The sequence below is a fragment of the Halioglobus sp. HI00S01 genome (assembly GCF_001635445.1).
Taxonomy (GTDB): Bacteria; Pseudomonadota; Gammaproteobacteria; order Pseudomonadales; family Halieaceae; genus Halioglobus; species Halioglobus japonicus.
In genome coordinates, this window is record NZ_LWEE01000015.1 from 265,772 (window position 1) to 286,638 (window position 20,867).

The 20,867-nt window shown below is 59.3% G+C and carries 22 protein-coding genes; 13 read left to right on the forward strand and 9 right to left on the reverse strand.

Translation table 11 applies throughout. The features are described 5' to 3' along the window. Positions 1–4: 4 nt before the first annotated feature. The 5 genes from hisD to A3709_RS04285 all read right to left on the reverse strand — a co-directional run bounded on the left by hisD (position 5) and on the right by A3709_RS04285 (position 4,227). Positions 5–1,297, reverse strand: coding sequence for a histidinol dehydrogenase (gene hisD / locus A3709_RS04265; protein WP_066050534.1), 1,293 nt, complete (start codon positions 1,295–1,297; stop codon positions 5–7). 1 nt (position 1,298) lies between these two features. Beyond that, on the reverse strand, positions 1,299–1,934 hold the full coding sequence (gene hisG / locus A3709_RS04270; RefSeq protein WP_066050537.1) for an ATP phosphoribosyltransferase: 636 nt from the start codon (positions 1,932–1,934) through the stop codon (positions 1,299–1,301). A 2-nt stretch (positions 1,935–1,936) separates the two neighbouring features. Continuing rightward, entirely contained in the window at positions 1,937–3,199 is a 1,263-nt protein-coding gene (murA, locus tag A3709_RS04275; protein WP_066050540.1) for a UDP-N-acetylglucosamine 1-carboxyvinyltransferase, read from the reverse strand. Positions 3,200–3,221: 22 nt separating this feature from the next. After that, the gene (locus tag A3709_RS04280; protein WP_066050543.1) at positions 3,222–3,461 is read right to left on the reverse strand and encodes a BolA family protein; all 240 of its coding nucleotides are present in this window, start codon (positions 3,459–3,461) and stop codon (positions 3,222–3,224) included. 94 nt (positions 3,462–3,555) lie between these two features. Beyond that, the gene (locus A3709_RS04285; RefSeq protein WP_066050547.1) at positions 3,556–4,227 is read right to left on the reverse strand and encodes a phospholipid-binding protein MlaC; all 672 of its coding nucleotides are present in this window, start codon (positions 4,225–4,227) and stop codon (positions 3,556–3,558) included. Positions 4,228–4,402: 175 nt separating this feature from the next. Between A3709_RS04285 and A3709_RS04290 the strand changes: the two genes are divergently transcribed. From A3709_RS04290 to yjgA, 13 genes are all read left to right on the forward strand, one after another. Beyond that, positions 4,403–5,377 carry a calcium/sodium antiporter gene (locus A3709_RS04290; RefSeq protein WP_066050550.1) on the forward strand — a complete coding sequence of 325 codons (975 nt, stop codon included), beginning with the start codon at positions 4,403–4,405 and terminating at the stop codon, positions 5,375–5,377. A 12-nt stretch (positions 5,378–5,389) separates the two neighbouring features. After that, positions 5,390–6,373: an SIS domain-containing protein gene (locus A3709_RS04295; protein ID WP_066050553.1), complete on the forward strand. Its 984-nt coding sequence runs from the start codon at positions 5,390–5,392 to the stop codon at positions 6,371–6,373. Then, positions 6,373–6,891, forward strand: coding sequence for an HAD family hydrolase (locus A3709_RS04300; protein ID WP_066050557.1), 519 nt, complete (start codon positions 6,373–6,375; stop codon positions 6,889–6,891). Before A3709_RS04295 ends, A3709_RS04300 begins: the two co-directional genes overlap by 1 nt. Continuing rightward, positions 6,891–7,448 (forward strand): LPS export ABC transporter periplasmic protein LptC, encoded by a 558-nt coding sequence (gene lptC / locus A3709_RS04305; RefSeq protein ID WP_066050560.1) that lies wholly within the window; start codon positions 6,891–6,893, stop codon positions 7,446–7,448. Before A3709_RS04300 ends, lptC begins: the two co-directional genes overlap by 1 nt. Continuing rightward, a complete protein-coding gene (gene lptA, locus A3709_RS04310; protein WP_066050563.1) occupies positions 7,432–7,992 on the forward strand; it encodes a lipopolysaccharide transport periplasmic protein LptA in 561 nt (186 codons plus the stop codon). The genes lptC and lptA overlap by 17 nt, the downstream gene beginning before the upstream one ends. Further along, on the forward strand, positions 7,970–8,695 hold the full coding sequence (lptB, locus tag A3709_RS04315) for an LPS export ABC transporter ATP-binding protein (RefSeq protein WP_066050566.1): 726 nt from the start codon (positions 7,970–7,972) through the stop codon (positions 8,693–8,695). Before lptA ends, lptB begins: the two co-directional genes overlap by 23 nt. A 157-nt stretch (positions 8,696–8,852) precedes the next feature. Then, positions 8,853–10,343 carry an RNA polymerase factor sigma-54 gene (locus tag A3709_RS04320; RefSeq protein WP_066050569.1) on the forward strand — a complete coding sequence of 497 codons (1,491 nt, stop codon included), beginning with the start codon at positions 8,853–8,855 and terminating at the stop codon, positions 10,341–10,343. Between the two features lie 133 nt (positions 10,344–10,476). Next, positions 10,477–10,764, forward strand: coding sequence for a ribosome hibernation-promoting factor, HPF/YfiA family (gene hpf, locus A3709_RS04325; protein WP_066050572.1), 288 nt, complete (start codon positions 10,477–10,479; stop codon positions 10,762–10,764). An 8-nt stretch (positions 10,765–10,772) separates the two neighbouring features. Beyond that, entirely contained in the window at positions 10,773–11,225 is a 453-nt protein-coding gene (gene ptsN / locus A3709_RS04330) for a PTS IIA-like nitrogen regulatory protein PtsN (RefSeq protein ID WP_066050575.1), read from the forward strand. 4 nt (positions 11,226–11,229) lie between these two features. Further along, positions 11,230–12,084: an RNase adapter RapZ gene (gene rapZ, locus A3709_RS04335; protein ID WP_066050577.1), complete on the forward strand. Its 855-nt coding sequence runs from the start codon at positions 11,230–11,232 to the stop codon at positions 12,082–12,084. 1 nt (position 12,085) lies between these two features. Then, positions 12,086–12,355: an HPr family phosphocarrier protein gene (locus A3709_RS04340; RefSeq protein WP_066050579.1), complete on the forward strand. Its 270-nt coding sequence runs from the start codon at positions 12,086–12,088 to the stop codon at positions 12,353–12,355. 92 nt (positions 12,356–12,447) lie between these two features. After that, on the forward strand, positions 12,448–13,800 hold the full coding sequence (mgtE, locus tag A3709_RS04345) for a magnesium transporter (protein WP_066050582.1): 1,353 nt from the start codon (positions 12,448–12,450) through the stop codon (positions 13,798–13,800). After that, positions 13,793–14,314: a ribosome biogenesis factor YjgA gene (gene yjgA, locus A3709_RS04350; protein WP_066050585.1), complete on the forward strand. Its 522-nt coding sequence runs from the start codon at positions 13,793–13,795 to the stop codon at positions 14,312–14,314. Before mgtE ends, yjgA begins: the two co-directional genes overlap by 8 nt. On the opposite strand, the gene A3709_RS04355 is transcribed toward yjgA, so the two are convergent. The 4 genes from A3709_RS04355 to mreD are packed head-to-tail and all read right to left on the reverse strand — an operon-like array spanning position 14,311 to position 20,865. Beyond that, complete coding sequence (locus A3709_RS04355) at positions 14,311–18,303, reverse strand: YhdP family protein (RefSeq protein ID WP_066050588.1); 3,993 nt, start codon at positions 18,301–18,303, stop codon at positions 14,311–14,313. The genes yjgA and A3709_RS04355 overlap by 4 nt on opposite strands. 9 nt (positions 18,304–18,312) lie before the next feature. Beyond that, complete coding sequence (gene rng, locus A3709_RS04360; protein WP_066050591.1) at positions 18,313–19,770, reverse strand: ribonuclease G; 1,458 nt, start codon at positions 19,768–19,770, stop codon at positions 18,313–18,315. After that, complete coding sequence (locus A3709_RS04365) at positions 19,767–20,375, reverse strand: nucleoside triphosphate pyrophosphatase (protein WP_066050593.1); 609 nt, start codon at positions 20,373–20,375, stop codon at positions 19,767–19,769. Before A3709_RS04365 ends, rng begins: the two co-directional genes overlap by 4 nt. A 1-nt stretch (position 20,376) precedes the next feature. Beyond that, a complete protein-coding gene (gene mreD, locus A3709_RS04370; RefSeq protein WP_066050595.1) occupies positions 20,377–20,865 on the reverse strand; it encodes a rod shape-determining protein MreD in 489 nt (162 codons plus the stop codon). Between the last annotated feature and the right edge of the window lie 2 nt (positions 20,866–20,867).

Consider the following 20,867-nt stretch of genomic DNA (forward strand, 5'->3'; position numbering starts at 1 on the left):
AAGGCTACTTCTTGAGCCGCAGCTCCGCGCTGCGGGCATGTGCCTGCAGCGACTCCCCATGGGCCAGTACAGAAGCCACTTCTCCCAGCGTCTGCACACCTTGCTCACTGCACATGATCAGCGAGCTGCGCTTCTGGAAATCGTACACGCCCAGCGGCGAGGAGAATCGCGCACTGCGCGAGGTCGGCAGCACATGATTGGGGCCGGCACAGTAGTCGCCGAGCGATTCAGATGTATAAGGCCCCATGAAAATGGCGCCGGCATGGCGGATATCGGGCAGCAACTGCTCCGGATCTGCCACGGATAATTCCAGATGCTCTGGCGCAAGCTGGTTGCTAATGGCGACGGCGTCCGCCAGATCCCGAGTTTTGATCATGGCACCGCGCCCCGACAATGAGGCCTGGATAATGTCGCGGCGATCCATGTCGGGTAACAGCCGATCAATGGCCTCTGCAACGCGATCGAGATAGGCACTATCCGGACACAACAAAATCGCCTGGGCATTCTCATCGTGCTCGGCCTGGGAGAACAAATCCATTGCCACCCAATCAGGATCGGTACTGCCATCGCTGATCACCAGAATCTCAGAGGGACCGGCAATCATGTCAATGCCCACGCGGCCAAACACCTGGCGTTTGGCAGTGGCCACATAGATATTGCCGGGGCCTACGATTTTATCCACCGCAGGCACAGTCGCCGTCCCATAGGCCAGAGCGCCCACCGCCTGCGCGCCCCCCAGCGTGAATACCCGGTCAACGCCTGCAATGGCCGCCGCAGCCAACACCATGGGATTGAGTTCGCCGCCGGGGGCGGGCACCACCATGATAATTTCACCCACACCCGCAACTTTGGCAGGCAGGGCATTCATCAACACAGAGGAGGGGTAGCTGGCCTTGCCGCCAGGCACATAGAGGCCGGCGCGATCCAGGGGGCGAATCTGCTGGCCAAGCAAGTTGCCCTGTTCGTCGCGATACTGCCAGCTGTCCTGCACCTGATGCTCGTGATAGCTGCGAATACGAGAGTCAGCCGCCTCCAGCGCTTCGCGCTGAGCCGTGGGAATCTGTTCCAACGACTCGTGCAGGCGGTCCCGGGAAATCTCAAGCTCCGCCATCGTTTGCGCCGCGAGCTGGTCAAAGCGCGCCGTGTACTCCAGCAGCGCCGCGTCACCGCGCTGCGCCACATCCGCCAGCACCTCACGCACGGTATCGTTCACCGCCAGGTTCAGCTCTTCCTCCCAGGCGGTCAGCGCCTCCAGGCGCTGCGCGAAATCAGCTTGAATGGAATCGAGTCGTTGCATATCAGGGTGCCTCTACCGCGCTGGTGAGGTCGGCAATAATGCGCTCTATGCCGGCGCAGCTGGAACGCATGGCGGCCTTGTTCACGATAAGCCGCGAGCTCACCGTGGCAATTTCATCCATCGGTTCCATGCCATTGGCCCGCAGCGTATTGCCGGTATCGACAATATCGACAATCAGATCTGCCAGGTCCATGATCGGCGCCAGCTCCATCGCCCCGTATAACTTGATCACGTCTGCGTGCACGCCCTGGCGGGCAAAGTGCTCCCGGGCGATGTTGACGAACTTGGTCGCCACCCGGATACGGGCACCACTCGGGCGCCATCCCACGGGCCCCGCAGTCATCAGGCGGCAGCGCGCAATACCCAGATCCAGTGGCTCATACAGCCCCTCCGCGCCATGCTCGAGCAGGATGTCCTTGCCAACCACGCCTATATCCGCCGCGCCGTGGCGCACATAGGTAGGCACATCGGTACCGCGAATGACCAGCAAGCGCAGGCCAGGTACCGTCGTTTCGAAAACCAGCTTGCGACTCTTGGCAATGTCCTCGGTCGGCTCAATCCCCGCTTTCGCCAGCAGCGGCAGCGTTTCTTTCAGAATGCGCCCCTTGGTCAGGGCCATGGTAATGGTTTCAGTCATAGTCAGTCCGGCAGGCGACGAATATTGGCACCCAGCGATTGTAGTTTCTCTTCTATACATTCATAACCGCGATCTATGTGATAAATGCGGTCTACTTGCGTTTCTCCATCGGCGACCAGGCCGGCGATCACCAGACTGGCCGAGGCGCGCAGATCTGACGCCATCACCGGGGCGCCCTGCAGCCGGTCCCGACCGGTAATAATCGCAGTGGCCCCCTCGAGCACAATGTTCGCGCCCATACGGTTCATTTCATGGACCTGTATCAAGCGGTTCTCAAACACCGTTTCCGTCACGGTACCGGTTCCCTGAGCCACAGCATTCATGGCGGTAAACTGGGCCTGCATATCCGTCGGAAAGCCCGGAAAAGGCGCCGTGCGGATATTCACCGCCCGAGGCTGGCGCCCCTCCATATCCAGGCTGATCCAATCGTCNCCTGAGCCAATAACTGCGCCCGCCTGCTCGAGCTTGGCCAACACCGAGTCGAGATCATGCGCGTTAACGTCCCGCAGGCGTATGCTCCCTCGCGTAGCTGCTGCAGCCACCAGGTAAGTGCCTGCCTCTATCCGATCAGACATAACGGTGTACTCGCCGCCCTGCAGCCGCTCCACGCCCTCCACGGTAATGGTACCCGTACCGTGACCAGAGATGTTCGCACCCATAGCCACCAGGCAGTTTGCCAGATCCACCACTTCAGGCTCACGCGCTGCGTTCTCGATCACCGTACGGCCTTCGGCAAGAACCGCGGCCATCATGGCGTTCTCGGTCCCACCGACGGTCACCGTCTCCATGACGATGTGCGCGCCGCGCAAACGGCCGTCGGCGTGGGCGTATATATAGCCCTCCAAAACCTCTATCGTGGCGCCCATGGCTTCGAGCGCTCGCAGGTGCAGATCAACCGGGCGACTGCCGATGGCGCAGCCACCGGGAAAAGACACCCTGGCCGTGCCAAAGCGCGCGAGCAGCGGCCCGAGCACCAGAATCGAGGCGCGCATGGTTTTCACCAACTCATACGGCGCTTCATAACGCGAGGTCGAGCGGCTATCCACCTCCACGCCAAGCTTCTCGTCAATGGTCAGGGTCACCCCCATACAACCGAGCAACTCGATCATGGTCGTCACATCCTGAAGATGTGGCAGGTTGCGCACCACCACCGGCGCGTCGGCCAACAGGGTCGCAGCCAGGATGGGAAGTGCGGCATTCTTGGAGCCGGAAATGCGCAGCTCACCGTTCAGCGCGCCACCACCCTTGATCAGCAGTTTTTGCATGGACAGACCCGGCGTGGAAATCTCAGGCCTCGGCCTGCCACTCCGCGGGCGTCAAAGTGCGAATGTTCACCGCGTGGATAGCGCCGGTGGCAATCTCTTCGCTCAGGGCGCCGTATACCAGCTGCTGCTTCTTGACCGGACGCAGACCTTCAAACACGCTGCCCACGGCGATGATGTCGTAATTACTGCCCTCGCCCTGCACCTGAAACTCACAATCCGGCAGGTGCTGTTCTAGCAGGTTCTTTACCGTGGCGGCATCCATAGTTCTCTCCCGTTAAGCTGTCGGCCGCAGGGCCAGAGCGGCCCGCGGACAAAGGGCGGCATTTTAGGAGAAAATGCAGGGATTGGCGACTGTGTCAGCTATCGCTCTCATCTTCGACTTCAATGGCGCTCCAGCTGTCGATGACAGCGTCGAGGTTGCCATCCTCCTTGCGTGCTGCCGCTTGAAACTGGTTGCGGTAGATTTCGCCCAGATTCACGCTTTCGATAATCACATTACGCAACTTCCAGTCGCCGGATTTGTCCCGGCCCATCTGGTAGATAAGTATGTAAGGCTGGGTGCCCTCGGTGTAGATAAGCTGCTCAACCGCCACCCGGCGCTGCTCGGCTTCATCCGGCGCCGGAGCGGATACCTCAATGCGCGACCCGCCAAAGGCGAGCAAGCCTTTGCTGTAGGTGCGGACCAGCCCCACACGCATCACCTCAGTAAAGCGATCCAGCTGGTCGCGCAGCTCGGCGCGGCCGGCCTCATCGAGGGAGCGGTACCTGTCGCTGCTGGCATAGGGACCCATGACACCGCGAGCGAATCCGCGGAAGTCGATAACGGGATCAAGAATGGCTTGCACCTCGCCGTAGTAGCGGTCGGGGTCCTCTTCGGCGTAGCCCTGGGCCTCTTCGACAACCTGCATCACCTTCTCGCTGGCCTCCCGAACAACGTCGTGCGCACCTGGGGCTTCACCCTCAGCGCTGACGGTAAACGCCAGCATCATACACACCGCCAGTGACGTGAACTGCGATACAAATCTCATCTCTTCTCCCTTAACCATCAAAGCTACTATGCTCTCGGGCCGTGCCCTGTATAATCGCGACTTGCACTGCGCCACAAATCGGGCGCGGGGTACAGGTCCTCTAGCTGTCAGACAACAGCTTGCCGGGAGTGTTCCCCGCGCGAAGGGCGTTTACTGTAACAGGAAACGATTTTCTATGCTGTTAGCTGCCGCCACCATATTGGTCGGCTTTATTATTCTCATCTGGAGTGCCGACCTGTTCGTGGCCGGGGCATCCTCGATTGCGGAAAATATGGGTATGTCGCCCATCATCATCGGCCTGACAATCGTGTCCCTGGGTACCTCAGCTCCGGAAGTGCTGGTCTCTTTCACCGCCGCCCTGTCCGGCGCGGGTGACCTCGCCATTGGCAATGCTATTGGCTCAAACATCGCCAACATCGGCCTGGTACTTGGTATTACTGTGCTCGTGGCACCCATGATGGTGCACGAGAGCTGTATGAAGAAAGAAATGCCGACCCTGCTCATCGTCACCTTTGGGGCTGGCGTGCTGCTCATCGACGATGTCCTTTCCATCGTCGATGGCTGGCTGATGCTCGGCTCACTGGCCCTCATCATGGTGCACATGGTGCGCAGCCAGACTCACGACGAGGTGCTGGTCGAAGAGGCTGAAGAGGAGTACCTGCCCCACCTCAAACCCCTGCGCGCCTGGCTCACCTTTGCGCTTGGCCTGGCACTGCTGATCGCGAGCTCCCGCATGCTGGTATGGGGCGCCGTCGAAGTGGCCGAAACCCTGGGTGTATCCGAACTTGTCATCGGCCTGACCATTGTCGCCATCGGCACCAGTCTGCCGGAACTGGCTGCCACCATCGCCAGCGCCCTGCGCGGCCATACCGAAATTGCCCTGGGCAACGTGATTGGTTCCAACCTGTTCAACCTGCTGGCCGTTATGTCCATCCCCGGCATTGTCGGTGCGGAGACACTCGAGAGCTCGGTGGTGACGCGCGATTATCCCACCATGACGTTTCTCACAGTTTTCCTAGCGCTGGCCATTTACATCAGCCGGCGCCGCAGTCGCTCCCAGGAAGGTCACGCCTATGTCGGGCGCACTATAGGAACTCTGTTAGTCTCGTTCTACGGACTGTATTATTACTGGCTGTACATCACCATCTGACAGGGTCTGTCTATGGCAACACAGTCCAGCTCCTCCCACGCCGCCTCAGCAAGGCGCACCATCGGTATGGAAGCGGCCGCAGTCACCGAACTCGAATCGCGCATCGGCGAAGCATTTGATCGCGCCTGTGACATTCTGCTGGGCTGTCGAGGCCGGGTTATCGTTACCGGCATGGGCAAATCCGGGCACATCGCCCGCAAAATAGCCGCAACGCTGGCGAGCACCGGCACCCCGGCGTTCTTCGTCCACCCCGGCGAAGCCAGTCACGGCGACATGGGGATGATTACCGGCGACGATGTCGTTATCGCGCTGTCCAATAGCGGCGAAGTCGGCGAAGTTGTCACCCTTCTGCCGCTGCTGAAAAGGATTGGAGCCGCGCTGATCAGCTTTACCGGCAACCCCGACTCAACGCTCGCACTTGCGTCTGACGCCCACCTCGACACCGGCGTAGAAACCGAGGCATGCCCGCTCAACCTGGCGCCTACCTCATCGACCACCACCGCGCTGGTGATGGGCGACGCGCTGGCCATTGCGCTGCTCGAAGCCCGCGGGTTTACTGCCGAGGATTTCGCCTTCTCCCACCCCGGCGGAACGCTGGGCAAAAAGCTGCTGCTCAAGGTGGCTGACCTTATGCAGACCGGCGACGCCATTCCCACGGTGACCACAACCACATCGCTGTCGGACGCACTGCTCGAAATCAGCGCCAAGGGCCTTGGCATGACCGCCATTGTCGATAGCGGCGGCCTGCTGGAAGGCGTCTTTACCGACGGCGACCTGCGTCGAGCCCTCGATGCCAGGGTAGACATTACCACCACCTCTATGGGCGAATTGATGCACCGCAATCCGAAAACCGCAGCGCCAGGCATACTCGCCGCGGAAGCCATGAAGACCATGGAAGAATCGGAAATTACCTCGCTGATCATTACCGACTACAACAGCCGGGAGATTCGCGGTGTCCTCCATCTCATGCACCTTCTGCATGCGGGAATAGCCTAATGATCCACACAGAAATCGCGCAATCACTCAAGCTGCTCGCCCTGGATGTCGATGGGGTACTCACCGATGGCTGCATTTACTACGGCAACAATGGCGAAGAACTGAAGAGCTTCAATATCAAGGATGGCCTGGGTATAAAACTGTTGCAGCGCGGCGGGGTGGATGTCGTCATTATCACTGGCCGCCAGTCTGAGATCGTCGCCAGACGCGCGCGCGAGCTCGGCATTACCGACGTCATACAGGGCCGCGAAGACAAACTGGTCGCCCTCCAGGCACTGTGTGATTCACGCGGTATCGAGCTTCGCGAATGCGCTTACATGGGCGACGATCTGCCCGACCTGGCCGCTGTCAGGGCCGCCGGCCTTGGCCTGACCGTCAGCGACGGTGCCACCGCGCTGCACGACGCCGCAGACTGGGTCAGTGAGGCCGCTGGCGGGCGCGGTGCAGTCCGCGAAGCCGGCGAGTGGATCCTGCACATGCGCGGCTCACTGGATACGCTACTGGCCGAGTTCAACTAATGCCAAGACCCACCCTGCAAATCCTGCTGGCGCTGACCATCCTGCTCGCAGCCACCTACTACTGGAACCCAAGGACCGCCAGTACCGCGGATGTGGCGACCAGTGAGCGTCACGAGGCACTGCCGCTCACCTACATTGAGGGCGTTCGAACCTGGGCATTCGATGAACAGGGCTACCTCAGCGATATTCTCGAGGCCGAGCGGGTCGACCGGTTTCGCGAGGGCAACTACTCGATGATCATGAACCCCAAATTTTACTCCCTCAGTGCCGATGGCAAGACCTGGTCTGCCAGTGCCACTCGCGGCCGCTGGGAGCACAAACATGAGCGCCTCCTGTTACGCAAAAATGTGGTACTGTCCCACGACCAGACCGGCACTCGCATGAACACGCACCTTATGGATATTTTCCTGGACACCCAAATCGCCGAGAGCAATCGGCAGGTGACGATTACCCAGGGGAAAAACCAGACGGTTGCCGATGGCATGGTCGCCAACCTGGAGAATGAAACAATTAGCCTGAAACCCAATGTGGAGAGCATTTATGTTCCGTCGCCATGAGCGACCTGCCCCGCTGGCAGCGTGTTTACTGATTGTCGCGAGCCTGGTCTCTACCACCGCCGCGATCGCCCTGCCGGACGACCGTAATCAGCCGATTCTGATTGAGGCGGACGAAGCTGTGCGCGACGAGAAACAGGGGTTCACCCTTTACCAGGGCAATGTGACCATGGACCAGGGCAGCCTGCACATCAAGGCGGAGCGCATCACCGTTTATCATGATGCGGAAAAAGCTGACCGTATCCTCGCCGAGGGCTCCCCGGCACACATGCAGCAGCAACCGGAACCCGACAAGGGTCTGATCAAAGCCCGTGCCAACGTGATCGAGTATCACAAGAGTGAAGATCGGGTGCAGCTGCGCGATAACGCCAGCATCGAGCAGGAAGGTTCGACCGTGACCGGCGACAGCATCGATTACTTTATCACCGAACAATTGGTAAGGGCGGACTCCGACAAAAACCGTGAAGACAGCCGCGTACAGGTCGTGATCGAAGCGGCCGCGGTACAAAAGGAAAAGGAAGCCAGTGGCAACACTGATCGCAAGTAATCTGGCCAAGGCGTATAAGGGTCGCGAGGTTGTACAGGACGTTTCCATCCAACTGGAGAGCGGCCAGGTGGTGGGCTTATTGGGCCCCAATGGCGCCGGCAAAACGACCTGCTTCTACATGATCATTGGAATCGTCAAGGCCGATCGGGGCAGCATTGAGCTCAACCGCAACGACATTACCCCACTCTCAATGCACGAGCGGGCCCGCCACGGCATCGGTTATCTGCCCCAGGAAGCGTCCATTTTCCGCAAGCTCACCGTCACCGACAACATTATGTCAATCCTGGAAACCCGGCCGGACCTCAACCGGGCCCAGCGCCGGGAGCGCTGCGACCAGCTGCTCGAGGAGTTTAATGTCCAGCATTTACGGGACAGCCTCGGGCAGGCCTTGTCCGGCGGCGAGCGGCGACGCATTGAAATCGCCAGAGCCCTGGCCACCGAGCCCGACTTCATCCTGCTTGATGAACCCTTCGCCGGCGTCGATCCGATTTCTGTGAATGACATCAAGCACATTATTACGCATCTGCGTGACCGCGGTATCGGCGTACTGATTACCGACCACAACGTCAGGGATACCCTCGATATCTGCGAAAAGGCCTTTATTGTCGGCGAGGGGCATATTATCGCCTCTGGCACCGCCAATGATGTGCTGTCCAACCAGCGCGTTCGCGACATCTATCTGGGCGAACAATTCTCGCTATAGCCCTTGTCCCTTTTGGGGGCACATGTCAACAAGCAAATTTCGCGCCACAACCTTGCCACCCCCGTCAGCGGGAAGCTACACTTCTTCTCGATGTATAGCACGGTGCACCTCTCGAAGTGCACCTCTCGAAGTGCACCTGAGGGCGCAAAATCCACTCATGAAACAATCGCTGCAGTTAAAGCTGGGCCAGCAGCTGACCATGACCCCCCAATTGCAACAGGCAATACGCCTGCTGCAGCTGTCGACCGTGGATTTACAACAGGAGATTCAACAGGCGCTGGATAACAACCCCCTGCTGGAAGCCGGCGAAGACGAGCCGGGGCCGGTAGACAGCCCCCCTGACACCGATAGCACCCCCAGCCACGACGGCCCCCTCGAAAACCTGGAGCAAACCGCTACCGCAGGGGAAAACACTCCCCAGGATACCGCTTCGGCGACCCTGCCGGACGACCTGCCCGTAGACACCCAGTGGGAGGACCTACTGCCCTCCGGCTCAGCCCCGCCACCCCCTCCCGAGGACGTTCCCGGCAGCGACTTTGAAACCCGCGGCGGTGCGCGCCAGTCGCTGCAGGAGCATCTGCTATGGCAGCTTGGCCTGAGCCGGCTATCGGACACCGACCGAGTGATAGCGCTTGCGATCATCGATGCCACGGACGACAACGGGCGACTGATGTTAAGTGTTGAAGACATCCATCAGTCGCTGCAGGGGCATGAACTGGAGATCGATGAGGACGAGGTTGTCGCAGTGCTGCATATGCTGCAGCAGTTCGAGCCTGCCGGGGTTTGCACGCGCGACCTGCAGGAGTGTCTTCTGGTGCAGCTACAGCAGCTACCGGCTGACACCCCCTACCTTGAACAAGCCCGGCAAATACTGAATCGCCATCTCGGTCAACTCGCCAGCGGCGATTTCAGCCAGATCATGCGCCGCACACGACTGAAGGAAGAGCAACTGAAAGACGTGTTGGGGCTGATTCAGACCCTGGACCCCAACCCCGGGGAAACCTTCGCTCCGAGCGAAGTCGAATACGTTGTTCCGGATGTATTCGTGAGCAAGAAAGACGGCCGCTGGCTGGTGGAACTCAACCCGGACATCGCCCCGCGACTGCGTATCAACGCGGAGTATGCCAGCCTCATCAAGCGCGCCGATAACAGTGCAGACAACACTTATCTCAAGGACAACCTGCAGGAAGCGCGCTGGTTTTTGAAGAGCCTGCAGAGTCGCAACGAAACTCTGATGAAAGTTGCCACGAAAATTGTCGAACATCAGCGCAATTTTCTGGAATATGGCGAAGAAGCCATGAAGCCACTGGTGCTGCACGATATCGCCGAGGCAGTGGAAATGCACGAGTCAACAATATCCCGGGTCACCACCCAGAAGTACATGCACACACCTCGCGGCATTTTCGAATTGAAGTACTTCTTCTCCAGTCATGTGGCCACGACGGCCGGGGGAGAATGCTCCTCCACCGCTATTCGCGCCCTTATCAAAAAACTGGTCGCGGCTGAGAATCCGCGCAAACCACTGAGTGATAATAAGATCACCCAGCTGCTGGAGGAACAGGGGATTAAAGTCGCCAGGCGCACCATCGCCAAGTATCGCGACACCCTGCTGATTCCTCCGTCGAACGAACGCAAGAGGTTGGTCTAGATGACGGCGGGCTACCTGCGGGAAAAAGTTACGCGCCGGCCATGGCTTGGTCTAGACTTTACTTCAGAGGATTAAATCCGGTACTGCCGGTTCCGGGCCACCGCCTGGATTCATCAGAAGAAGGAGCAAGTGTATGCAACTGAATGTCAGCGGACACCACGTAGAGGTCACCTCAGCCCTGCGGGAGTATGTCGAGAGTAAATTTGAACGACTGCAGCGACATTTTGATCAGATCACCAACACCCAGGTCACGCTGATCGTGGAGAAAATGGTTCAGAAAGCAGAAGCCAACGTACACATATCAGGGGCTGACATTTTCGCCCATGCGGAGTCCGAGGACATGTATGCCGCGATTGACGCCCTAGCGGACAAGCTTGACCGCCAGCTTATTAAACACAAGGAAAAAACCAGAGGACACTAAACCCAGCCATGCAACAACCGCTGGATAATCTCCTGACTCCGGAGCGCACTGCCTGCCAGGCGCCCGGAGTCAGCAAAAAGAGACTTTTCGAAACCATTGCCCGCATTATCAGCGAGGACCAACTCTCACTCAGTTACGACGAAATTTTCGCCCAGTTCATCGCCCGCGAAAAGCTGGGAAGCACCGGTCTCGGTGCCGGCATTGCCATTCCCCATAGCCGCATTGACAACTGCACCCAGCCACTGGGTACGCTGATCACGCTCGCTGAGCCCATTGACTACGACGCACCGGACGGCCGTCAGGTCGATCTGGTCTTCGCGTTACTGGTGCCCAGTGAAGCGCACCAGCAGCATCTGGATACGCTGGCGCATATCGCCCGCAAATTCAGCGACGCCGAGTTCTGTCAGCGCCTGCGCCAGGCCCACAACACCGCGGCCCTTTACGATCTGGCCACAGGATAGCGCAATGCAGCTTATTATCATCAGTGGCCGGTCGGGCTCGGGCAAAAGTACTGCCCTGCATCAGCTCGAAGATGAAGGCTACTACTGTATTGATAATCTGCCCTGCTCCCTACTCCCTGCGCTGGTAGAGGAAACCCGCGGCGACCACTTTACCCATTTTCGCGGCACCGCCGTGTGTATCGACGCTCGCAATGCGTGGAAGGATCTCGCCAACTTCAGCGCTATTCTGGAATCGCTGCCCGCCTCGGTAAGCACCGAGATTCTGTTTCTCGACGCCCAGGAAGCCACCCTCATCAAACGCTTCAGTGAGACCCGGCGCAAGCACCCGCTGACCTCTGAGGCCCTGGCACTGCCCGAGGCTATCGAGCGCGAATGGCAACTGCTGGAGTCTATTTCCAGCGCCGCATCACTGGTGCTGGATACCAGCCAGATGACCATTTACGAACTGCGCGATGCGATCAAACAACGGCTGCTGGGCGCAGCCAGCGGCAGCATGTCAGTACTCGTACAATCCTTCGGCTTTAAACGCGGCGTCCCCGCTGATGCCGATCTGGTTTTTGATGTGCGCATGCTACCCAACCCGCACTGGGTAAAGGAATTGCGACTCATGACCGGGCTCGACCCACAAGTGCGTGAATTCCTCGAAGCCCAGTCGCTCACGGATGAACTGTTCAACGACATCAGGACCTACCTGGACAATTGGTTGCCGCGCTACCAGGACAGCAACCGCAGCTACATGACAATTGCGCTGGGTTGTACCGGCGGTCAACATCGTTCAGTATATTTGGCTGACCGCCTGTTCCGGCACTATCAGGAGCAGTTTCCAGCCATACACTTACGCCACAGGGAATTGCAGTAAGGTGATAGAAACCCAGGTGACCATCATCAACAAGCTCGGCCTGCACGCCAGGGCGGCAGCAAAGCTTGTGGGCTGCACATCGGCATTCTCGAGCTCCATTGAAGCAGGCAGCGACGGCAATATGGTCGACGCCAAAAGCATCATGTCTGTCATGATGCTCGCTGCAGGCAAGGGCACGGTGCTGGATTTACGCATCGACGGCCGCGATGAGCAGCAGGCGCTGGAAGCCATTACCGCGCTTATCGCCAATCGTTTTGACGAAGCCGAATAACGCCGCGTAACTAATCCCGTTGTTGAATACGGCGCTTTGCCGGATAATTTCCCGGCTACCGCGCAGTCGCGGACCACATAGGGAGTGCGGGCATGCCCCATAACTTGGCCAAATCACAGGCTACCCTCGACAGGTTGACCCTGGCGCTCGACAGCGGCGCCATGGTTGACGTGCGGCGTATGCTGAACGGCCTCCTCCCCGCCGACATCGCCCATTTACTGGAATCCTCTCCGCCAAAGTTCCGCCACATTCTCTGGAAAATGGTCGACGTCGAGGTCGAAGGTGAAGTGCTCGGTGAGCTGTCGGATGACTTGCAGGCGCACTTCCTGTCTCGCATGGACGCCGCTGAGGTTGCCACCATTACCGAGGGCCTGGAAGACGACGATATCGCCGACATTCTCCAGCAGCTGCCGGACCGGGTAACCCGCGAAGTCCTCACTGCCATGGACCATCAGGACCGTGCTCGCCTCGAGCAGGTAATGCACTACCCCGACGATATCGCCGGCGGCCTGATGAACACGGACACCATTACCATTCGTGCCCGCCTGACGCTCGACGTTGTGCTGCGCTACCTGCGTCGCCACGATGAGATCCCGGAGATGACCGACAACCTCATCGTAGTCAACCGCACCGATCAGTATATCGGCCTGCTGCCCCTGCGGACGCTGTTGGTTTCTGACCCCTCGGCCACTGTGCGCGAAATGATGGTCACCGACATCGACCCTATCCCCGTCGACACGCCCGACGATGAGGTTGCCCGCCTGTTTGAGCGCAATGACTGGGTGTCCGCGCCGGTGGTCGACGAGAGCGGCAAACTGCTCGGCCGGATTACCATTGACGACGTGGTTGACGTGATCCGGGAAGACGCCGACCACTCCTTCATGTCCATGGCTGGTCTGGATGAAGAAGAAGACACCTTTGCGCCCCTGGCAAAGGCAGCGCCACGACGCGCAGTGTGGCTGGGCATCAACCTTGTCACCGCCTTTATCGCCGCTTCCACGATCAACATGTTTCAAGGCACCATCGAGAAGGTCGTTGCCCTGGCGGTGCTCATGCCCATTGTGGCCTCTATGGGGGGCATCGCCGGCACCCAGACCCTGACGGTGCTCATTCGCGGTATTGCGATCGGTCAGGTGGGGAAGAACAACCAGAACTGGCTATTGGTGCGCGAACTTGGTATCGGGCTGATTAATGGCCTGCTGTGGGCGGCCGTGGTGGCAGTTGCCGCCTCACTCTGGTTTGATGACTGGGATATCGGCATTATCATCGCCGCTGCCATGGTGATTAACCTGATTACCGCGGCCTTTACCGGCGCAGCCCTCCCTCTGTTATTATCGCGCCTGAATATCGACCCCGCCCTCGCCGGCGGTGTCATTCTCACCACCGTGACCGATGTAGTGGGCTTTGTCTCTTTCCTCGGCCTGGCGACTCTATTTTATGCGTGACGATCCCGAAGAATTTGACGACGAACTCGAAGAAGGCCCCAGCAAAACCGAAATAAAGCGGCAGATGCTGGCCCTACAAGCCCTGGGCGAGAAACTCACCCGCCTCAAGGACAAGGAGCTGGCGCGCATTCCCATCGAGGATGACCGGCTGATGGAAGCCATCCTGGAATCGCGCAATATCCGCAGTAATAACGCCCGCAAGCGACACCTGCAGTTTATCGGCAAGCTGATGCGCGACGTTGACCCAACACCGATTGAAAACGCGCTTGAAGCCCTGCACAAGCCGGCCAAAGTTGCCAATGAGAAATTTCACGAGCTCGAGGCCCTGCGCGATGACGTGCTCGCGGCAGGAGTAAATGGCGTAGAGAAGGTCATGGCCAAGTGGCCTGACGCGGATCGTCAGCAACTGCGCCAGCTGGTACTCCAGGCGCAGCGCGAGAAGAAAAACAATAAGCCACCGGCGGCCAGCCGCAAGCTATTTCGCTACCTGCGTGAACTTCAAGAGCACGCCTAGTCGGCAGTAGAACCCTCATCAATGGGTGAATTGGGGGCCACCGGCTCTACGGCGATTAACGCCGTCTCGTTGGGATCGGGCACGTTGTTGGGGTCCACCGCCTCGACCAGGGCTTCGACCTGGCGCCGTGTTTCATCGTCAAAAATGCGATCAAATTCAATGCTGGGCTCACTCCAGGTACCACCGATGGCGTAAACCCCGCTGGATAGTCGATTAACCTGCTTTTCGAATACCTTCGACACCACGAAGACGCCCGCTGCCACCGGCAGGCCGCCGGCTAGCGCAGCCACCCAGGGCAGGTTATTGGCCACTGGCAGGGTTGCCACCAGTTCGCCATCCAGGGTCTCTGCTTCCAGGTCGGTCTCAAGGCTGAACACAAACCGACTGGAACTGCCCTCTATGGCTATGGCGGGTACTTCCAGGGTTCCACTGGCGAGATTCATCTGCCCCTGCAAACTATTGAAAGGCACCCCCGACTCAAACATATGCGTCAGGCTGAGACGCCGCGCGACTTCAGCCAGATTAAAAATACTCACCAGGCGCAAGGCGCCCGTCGCGCCTGCAGGCGTCTCGAGGAAACGCCCACGCCCCATACCAATATCAATGCGCCCGTCGGATTCTGCCAGCGAGAATGCCTGGGGGGAGCCCGGCCAGGTTAACGCAATCTCCAGGGAACCGCTGGCGGTTTCCAGGAAGCGACCGTAATCAAACTGCTCCAGGGTATCGCCGAAGTCGCTAAATCTCATCGGCGCAGTAAGTTCCGTTTGTTCATTCTGACGCCAGTGCAGCTGCGCAGGCGCCTCAGGGGATAAGCGCAGTCCCGCGATCTCGCCGGTAATATCGCGCGCGTGCACCGACGTGCCTTCGGAGGCCAGACTGAACTGGAACTCACCCAAAGTTTCCTCACCCCGCGCCAGATTCGACACCACCACCTGCATGTCAGGTATCTCCAGCAGCTGTGGCGCAGTTGCCTCTGCAGCGACTTCCTCATCCACCTCGCCCAGCGCGGCACTCATGCCCGTGAAATCGAGATAATCCAGCTTGAGCCCCGCTCGCCCCTCGGTGGGTTGGAAGTAAGTACCGCGCAACCACTTGGTTTCCGCCTGCACCTGCATGATTTGCTGGTCCAGCGCCAGGCTGAATCGGGCGTCAGCAAACTCCTTGCCCCACAATCGCGCCCGGTCCACGTAAATCTCGTCCAGTTGCAGCCGTAGCAGCTGCGGCTCAACGTCCGGCTCTTGCTCGACCCGAGCATCGCCCTCCTCCATCGGTATCAGATAGCGGTCGCTAAACGCCAACCATTGTTCGAGGTCCAGGTACGATAACTGGCCATTCCCCTGAACAATACCAAGCTCCACGGGTGCGGCAGTCACCCCTGCCCCGACAGATGCTCCCAGTAAATTGCCCTGCGCCTGTAGCAAACTGACACTCAAATCGCCGCCCAGACGGATATCCAGGTTCACGCGATCTCTTTCCAGCGGCAATAGTAGCTGAAAGCGACGGGCTTCATGGGCGGCTTTGGTATAGGGCGCAGGAAGATCGAGGCTCACCCCCTCGAGCATTGAATCCAGTTGCAGCTGCGGTGCCTGCCCCGCCTGAATCGCGAGCAGCCCGGAAACATCAGCCTCACCATTGGCCAGATGCATAACCTCAAAGGGCAGCCACTCTTGCAGCGCCGCGGTATCTACCGTGCTCTCCAGGCCGACCTCCAATACAGCGTTGCTGAATCCGGCAACAGGTAGCGCCGGATCCAGAGCGCGCTGCTGTAGTCGCGCGGTGACCGGGCGCTGCCACAGCAGGCCTGTCAAATCCTCGGAACTGAACCCCGACTGGGAGTTATAACGCACCCGGCCCGCCACCGCTTCCAAGGCCAAATTGCCTGGCTCAATACTGAGCGAGGTATCCGCAAGGACTGCATTGACCTCCACCGTGGGGGCGCTCCCAGGTCGCGCCAGATTAAGTTGTAAATCGAGCTCCGCCTCAAGCTCTCCCGATGCCTGCCAGCGGGAAAATGCATCGCTGGTCAGGTCTGCCAGCAGCGAATTATTGACGATGAGCAACCCGTCTGAAGCATCGCCGGCCAGCTCGCCGTGCACCGCCAACTGCATTTCCTTGCTCTGATTCATCCAGGCTTCAACCGACAACTGGCTCAGCTCAGCCTCATACATTTGAGCAGAATCGGCCCAGACACTGACGTCCACATCGTCAATCAGCACAGTGCCCGCCACCTTGCTAACCGGCGGCCACTGAGGGTGATAATTGATCCGTGTATTAGCCACGTTGAAGAACAACTGCACGGTGCGCAGCGGTGCGCTACCGCGCTTGAGGCTGCCCCGCCAGATAAAGGCGCCCTGCCGGACCTCGCCCTCACCAATGGCGCCTCTGAGCCAGTCAAGCAGGTTGTCATTGAGGATATAGGGGAGGTACTTCAGACGGTGGACGGGATGGGTATCCTGGATACCAATAACCAGATCCATCTCCAGCCCGGTCGGTGTCGGTTTGAAGGGAATGTTCAGGCGGAACAGCGATTTCACCGTACCGACGACACCCGCTGCGGTAATCAGGCCGCTGTCAAGCAACAGGGACTGATCATCCCAGTCGATATTGAGGGTGCCGCTGAAGTCGTCAAAGAACAATGGCTCCCGGTACACGGTGGGAAAGTCCATCGTTAACTGCTGGCTGTCGATAACCACATAGCCACCGCTGTCAGACAGCTCCAGGTAACCTGCGCCGGAGGTCACGCCCGGCGCCCCCTTCCACGAGTTGACCTGCACGTTGTCGAAATTGGCTTCTACCTGCCAGTCCGCCACGGGATTACTCAACTCACCCACGGTCAATTCCAGTGCAGTGACATCGCCTTTGGCGTCGAGTGTGGAAAACACGGCTGCAACCTTGTCGGGCAGTACGCCGGAGGTCAGGGCCAGCTGATTGAGCGGTTCCACCGGCACGTCCCGCGCCCGTAAACGCCCGGACTCGCCCCAGGTGTCGAGCTGCAAGCGCGGTAGCAATACTTCCACGTCCCCGCTGCGCGCCAGCACGTTCGATGCATACAGCGTACGGCGGTTACTGTGCTCCACCAGGCTCATGGACATCGACAATTCGTCCAAGGGCATGCGCCACTCGGCCGCCACGGGTTGCAGCATCAGGTTGCGCAAGCGCAGGTCCATATCGACATCGAGTACGCCGCGCTGCCAGTCCAACCAGACCTGGGTGTCGAGCTCGCCCTCAGCCGACAACAGTGCCGGCGTCGGCAGCATCTCCCCGGCAGCGGCGATATCACTGGAGGCGATAGCAAGATATAGCTGCCCCGTGAACGCATCAGCCTCGAAGGGATTTCCTACCCCCGTGCCACGCAACTCAATATCAATACCACGTGTCGATGCCAACTGGGCCGAAAACTGCCGCTGGCTGCCGGCGCGTTGCAGCTGCAGGTTGAGGTCAAACGTGCGCTGTTCGCCGCTGGGCAAGGCCAGGCGTAACTTGTTTTGATTGAGCGCCGCAAACTCCACGTTGAGCAGGAACTCTCGCAGCCAGCTGCCCACCGGGGTGTTCCCACCCTGTAGTCCCGGAAAAACCAGCCGTCCCTCAGCATCGAGCTCACCGTAGAGCTCGAGGGCGTCCAACTCAATGGACGTAATGTGGAGATTTCTCGCCAGCAACGAATCCAGCACGTCGAGACCCACGCGGCCACCGCTGAGTTCTACCGTGTCACCTTGGGCCCCGGGCAATTTGAGTCGCAGTCCCTCGAGCACGATCTCCGGAGTAAAGGAGCGCCACTCCCCCCGCAGGCTATCCGCCTGAATCTCGAAGGGGACTCGCCCATTCAGCTCTGCCAGGATCTCGACCTGGAAATTCTGCAGATTCTGGCTGAGCAAACGCCCCAGACTGACGTAGCTGGCCAGCAGCACAATCGCCAGCACCGCCCCGGCCCAGAGCAGGGAACTGAGACGATGAAAAAAGGAGTTGCGAGGCGAGGTATCTTCACTCATGGTGAGGACTTAGAGCAGTACAATGTCAAAGTGTTCCGGATTACTGTGAGGTTCTACCCGGAAGCTGATGGTCTTACCAATGAATTCTTCCAAATCAGCGACGTTGGCAGACTCTTCATCCAGCAACCTGTCCACCACACCCTGGGTGGCCAACACCATGATGTCGGCCGTGTCATAGGCCCTGGCGTCGCGCATAATTTCACGAAATATCTCATAGCAGACGGTTTCGGCCGATTTCAGTACCCCGCGTCCCTGGCAAACGGGACAATCTTCGCACAGGACATGCTCAAGGCTCTCACGCGTGCGCTTGCGCGTCATTTCGACCAGGCCGAGCTCAGATACGCCGGTAATCTTGTTGCGCGCGGGATCTTTCTGCATGGCCTTTTCCAGGGTCCGATGCACCTGGCGACGGTGCTCCTCATCACGCATATCGATGAAATCAACGATAATAATGCCGCCCAGGTTGCGCACCCGCAGCTGCCGGGCGAGCATGGTTGCCGCCTCGAGATTGGTCTTGTAAATCGTTTCTTCCAAATTGCGCCGGCCGACAAATGAACCGGTGTTCACATCGATGGTCGTCATCGCCTCAGTCTGGTCGATAATGAGATAGCCACCTGATTTCAGCTCGACCTTACGCCCCAGGGCGCGCTGAATTTCGTCTTCGATGCCGTGCAGGTCAAACAGCGGGCGCTCACCGGGATAGTGCTCCAGCAGCCCCGATACCTCCGGCACATAGTCACTGCAGAACTCCTGCAGGGCCGTAAAACTTTCACGACTATCGACCAGGATGCGACTCACGCCAGGGCGAGCCAGATCGCGCACAGTGCGCATGTGCAGCGGCAGATCGGTGTACAGTAGTTCCGCTTTGGTCGCCGCTTCGGCACGCCGGGTGACTGCTTTCCAGAGACGCTTGAGAAAACGCAGATCGGCACGAATTTCGTCGAGACCCGCTCCTTCCGCAGCGGTGCGCAAAATGTAACCGCCTTCCTGTGCCATATCCTCCAGTTCCAGCCCCTCAGCCAACAGTGCCTGCAGACGCTCTCGCTCAGCGGCATCGTCGATGCGCTGCGAGACACCGACATGCGAAGTTTGCGGCATAAATACCAGATAGCGCGAGGACACCGAGAGCTCGGTCGTCAGGCGGGCTCCCTTGGTTCCCAGAGGTTCCTTAGTCACCTGAACAATGACTTTCTTGCCGTCGTGCAGATGATCGCGAATTGAGTCGGAACTGCGACCGCCAGCGACATAAATATCCGAGACATGGATAAAACTGGTTCGCTCCAGACCAATTTCGACAAAGGCAGCCTGCATGCCCGGAAGCACCCGAACAACTTTGCCTGCATAGATATTCCCGACGATACCGCGATTCGCACTGCGCTCGATGTGGATGTCCTGGGGGGCGCCATTGTCGACAACCGCTACCCGGGTTTCCATGGGCGTGACATTGACCAGGATTTCTTCGCTCACTCACTACCTCCCATGTCTTCAGTCCGCTCCAGTCGCGTGGTGACACCGGCCGCTGCCAGCAGCTGCCAGGTCTCATGGAGAGGCAGGCCGACGACATTACTGTAGCTGCCCTCGATGCTGCTGACAAAAGCCCCCGCCAGCCCCTGGATGCCATACCCGCCGGCCTTGTCCCAGGGCTCGTCTGTGGCCAGATAGGCCTCACACTGGGCCCGGGTCAGCTGGCCGAAACGCACGCGCGTCTCAACCAGGATTTCTTCGGATTGACCATCCTCACAGCACAGGCAAACCGCCGTCATGGCGCTGTGCCAACGTCCGGACAGGCGCGCCAGCATGGCAAGGCCGTCAAAGTGATCAACCGGTTTTCCCAGGACATCATCTTCAATGACCACCGAGGTGTCGGCGGCAAGCACGGCCAGTGCTTCACCGGTATGCCGCCCGGCTACCGCGGCGGCTTTCTCTCTGGCCATCCGCAGTACATAGTCAGCGGGCTTTTCGCCGACATTCACGGTTTCGTCGATATCCGCCGGCTCCAGATCAAACTGCACGCCTAGCTGTGCCAGCAGTTCGCGACGGCGTGGCGAGGCCGATGCAAGCAGCAGGCGCATCTCAGCTCACCCGATAGTGGCGCCGGGCACCACGCAGAATATGCAGCACAAACGGCCACAGCAACGCACTGGAGAAGGCCGGCAACAGGAACAACAACGTCGTTGCACCCGCTCCCTGCAGGTTCTGGACCCACTGGCAAATCATTTGGTTAATGCCCACCAGGACAAACACGACGCCCGCCTGCTGTCCCAGGCTGAACACACGCAGCCTCTGATAAAGGGTCATGGACAGTGCGGCCACCACCGCCAGCGCGAAGGCGTTTTGCCCAAGCACGGCGCCCTCGAGAATATCGAGCATCACCCCCAGCAGCAGCCCGGTGACCATACCCACCCGGTGCGGCAAGGCAATGACCCAGTAGATCAACACCACCGCAACCCACTCGGGGCGCCCCCATGCCAGCCACAGCGGCAGGGGCATGACGGCCAATACCAGCGCTACAAAAAAAGAGACCAGAATGGCCCAATAACCGTGTGCACCCTGCTCAACCAAGG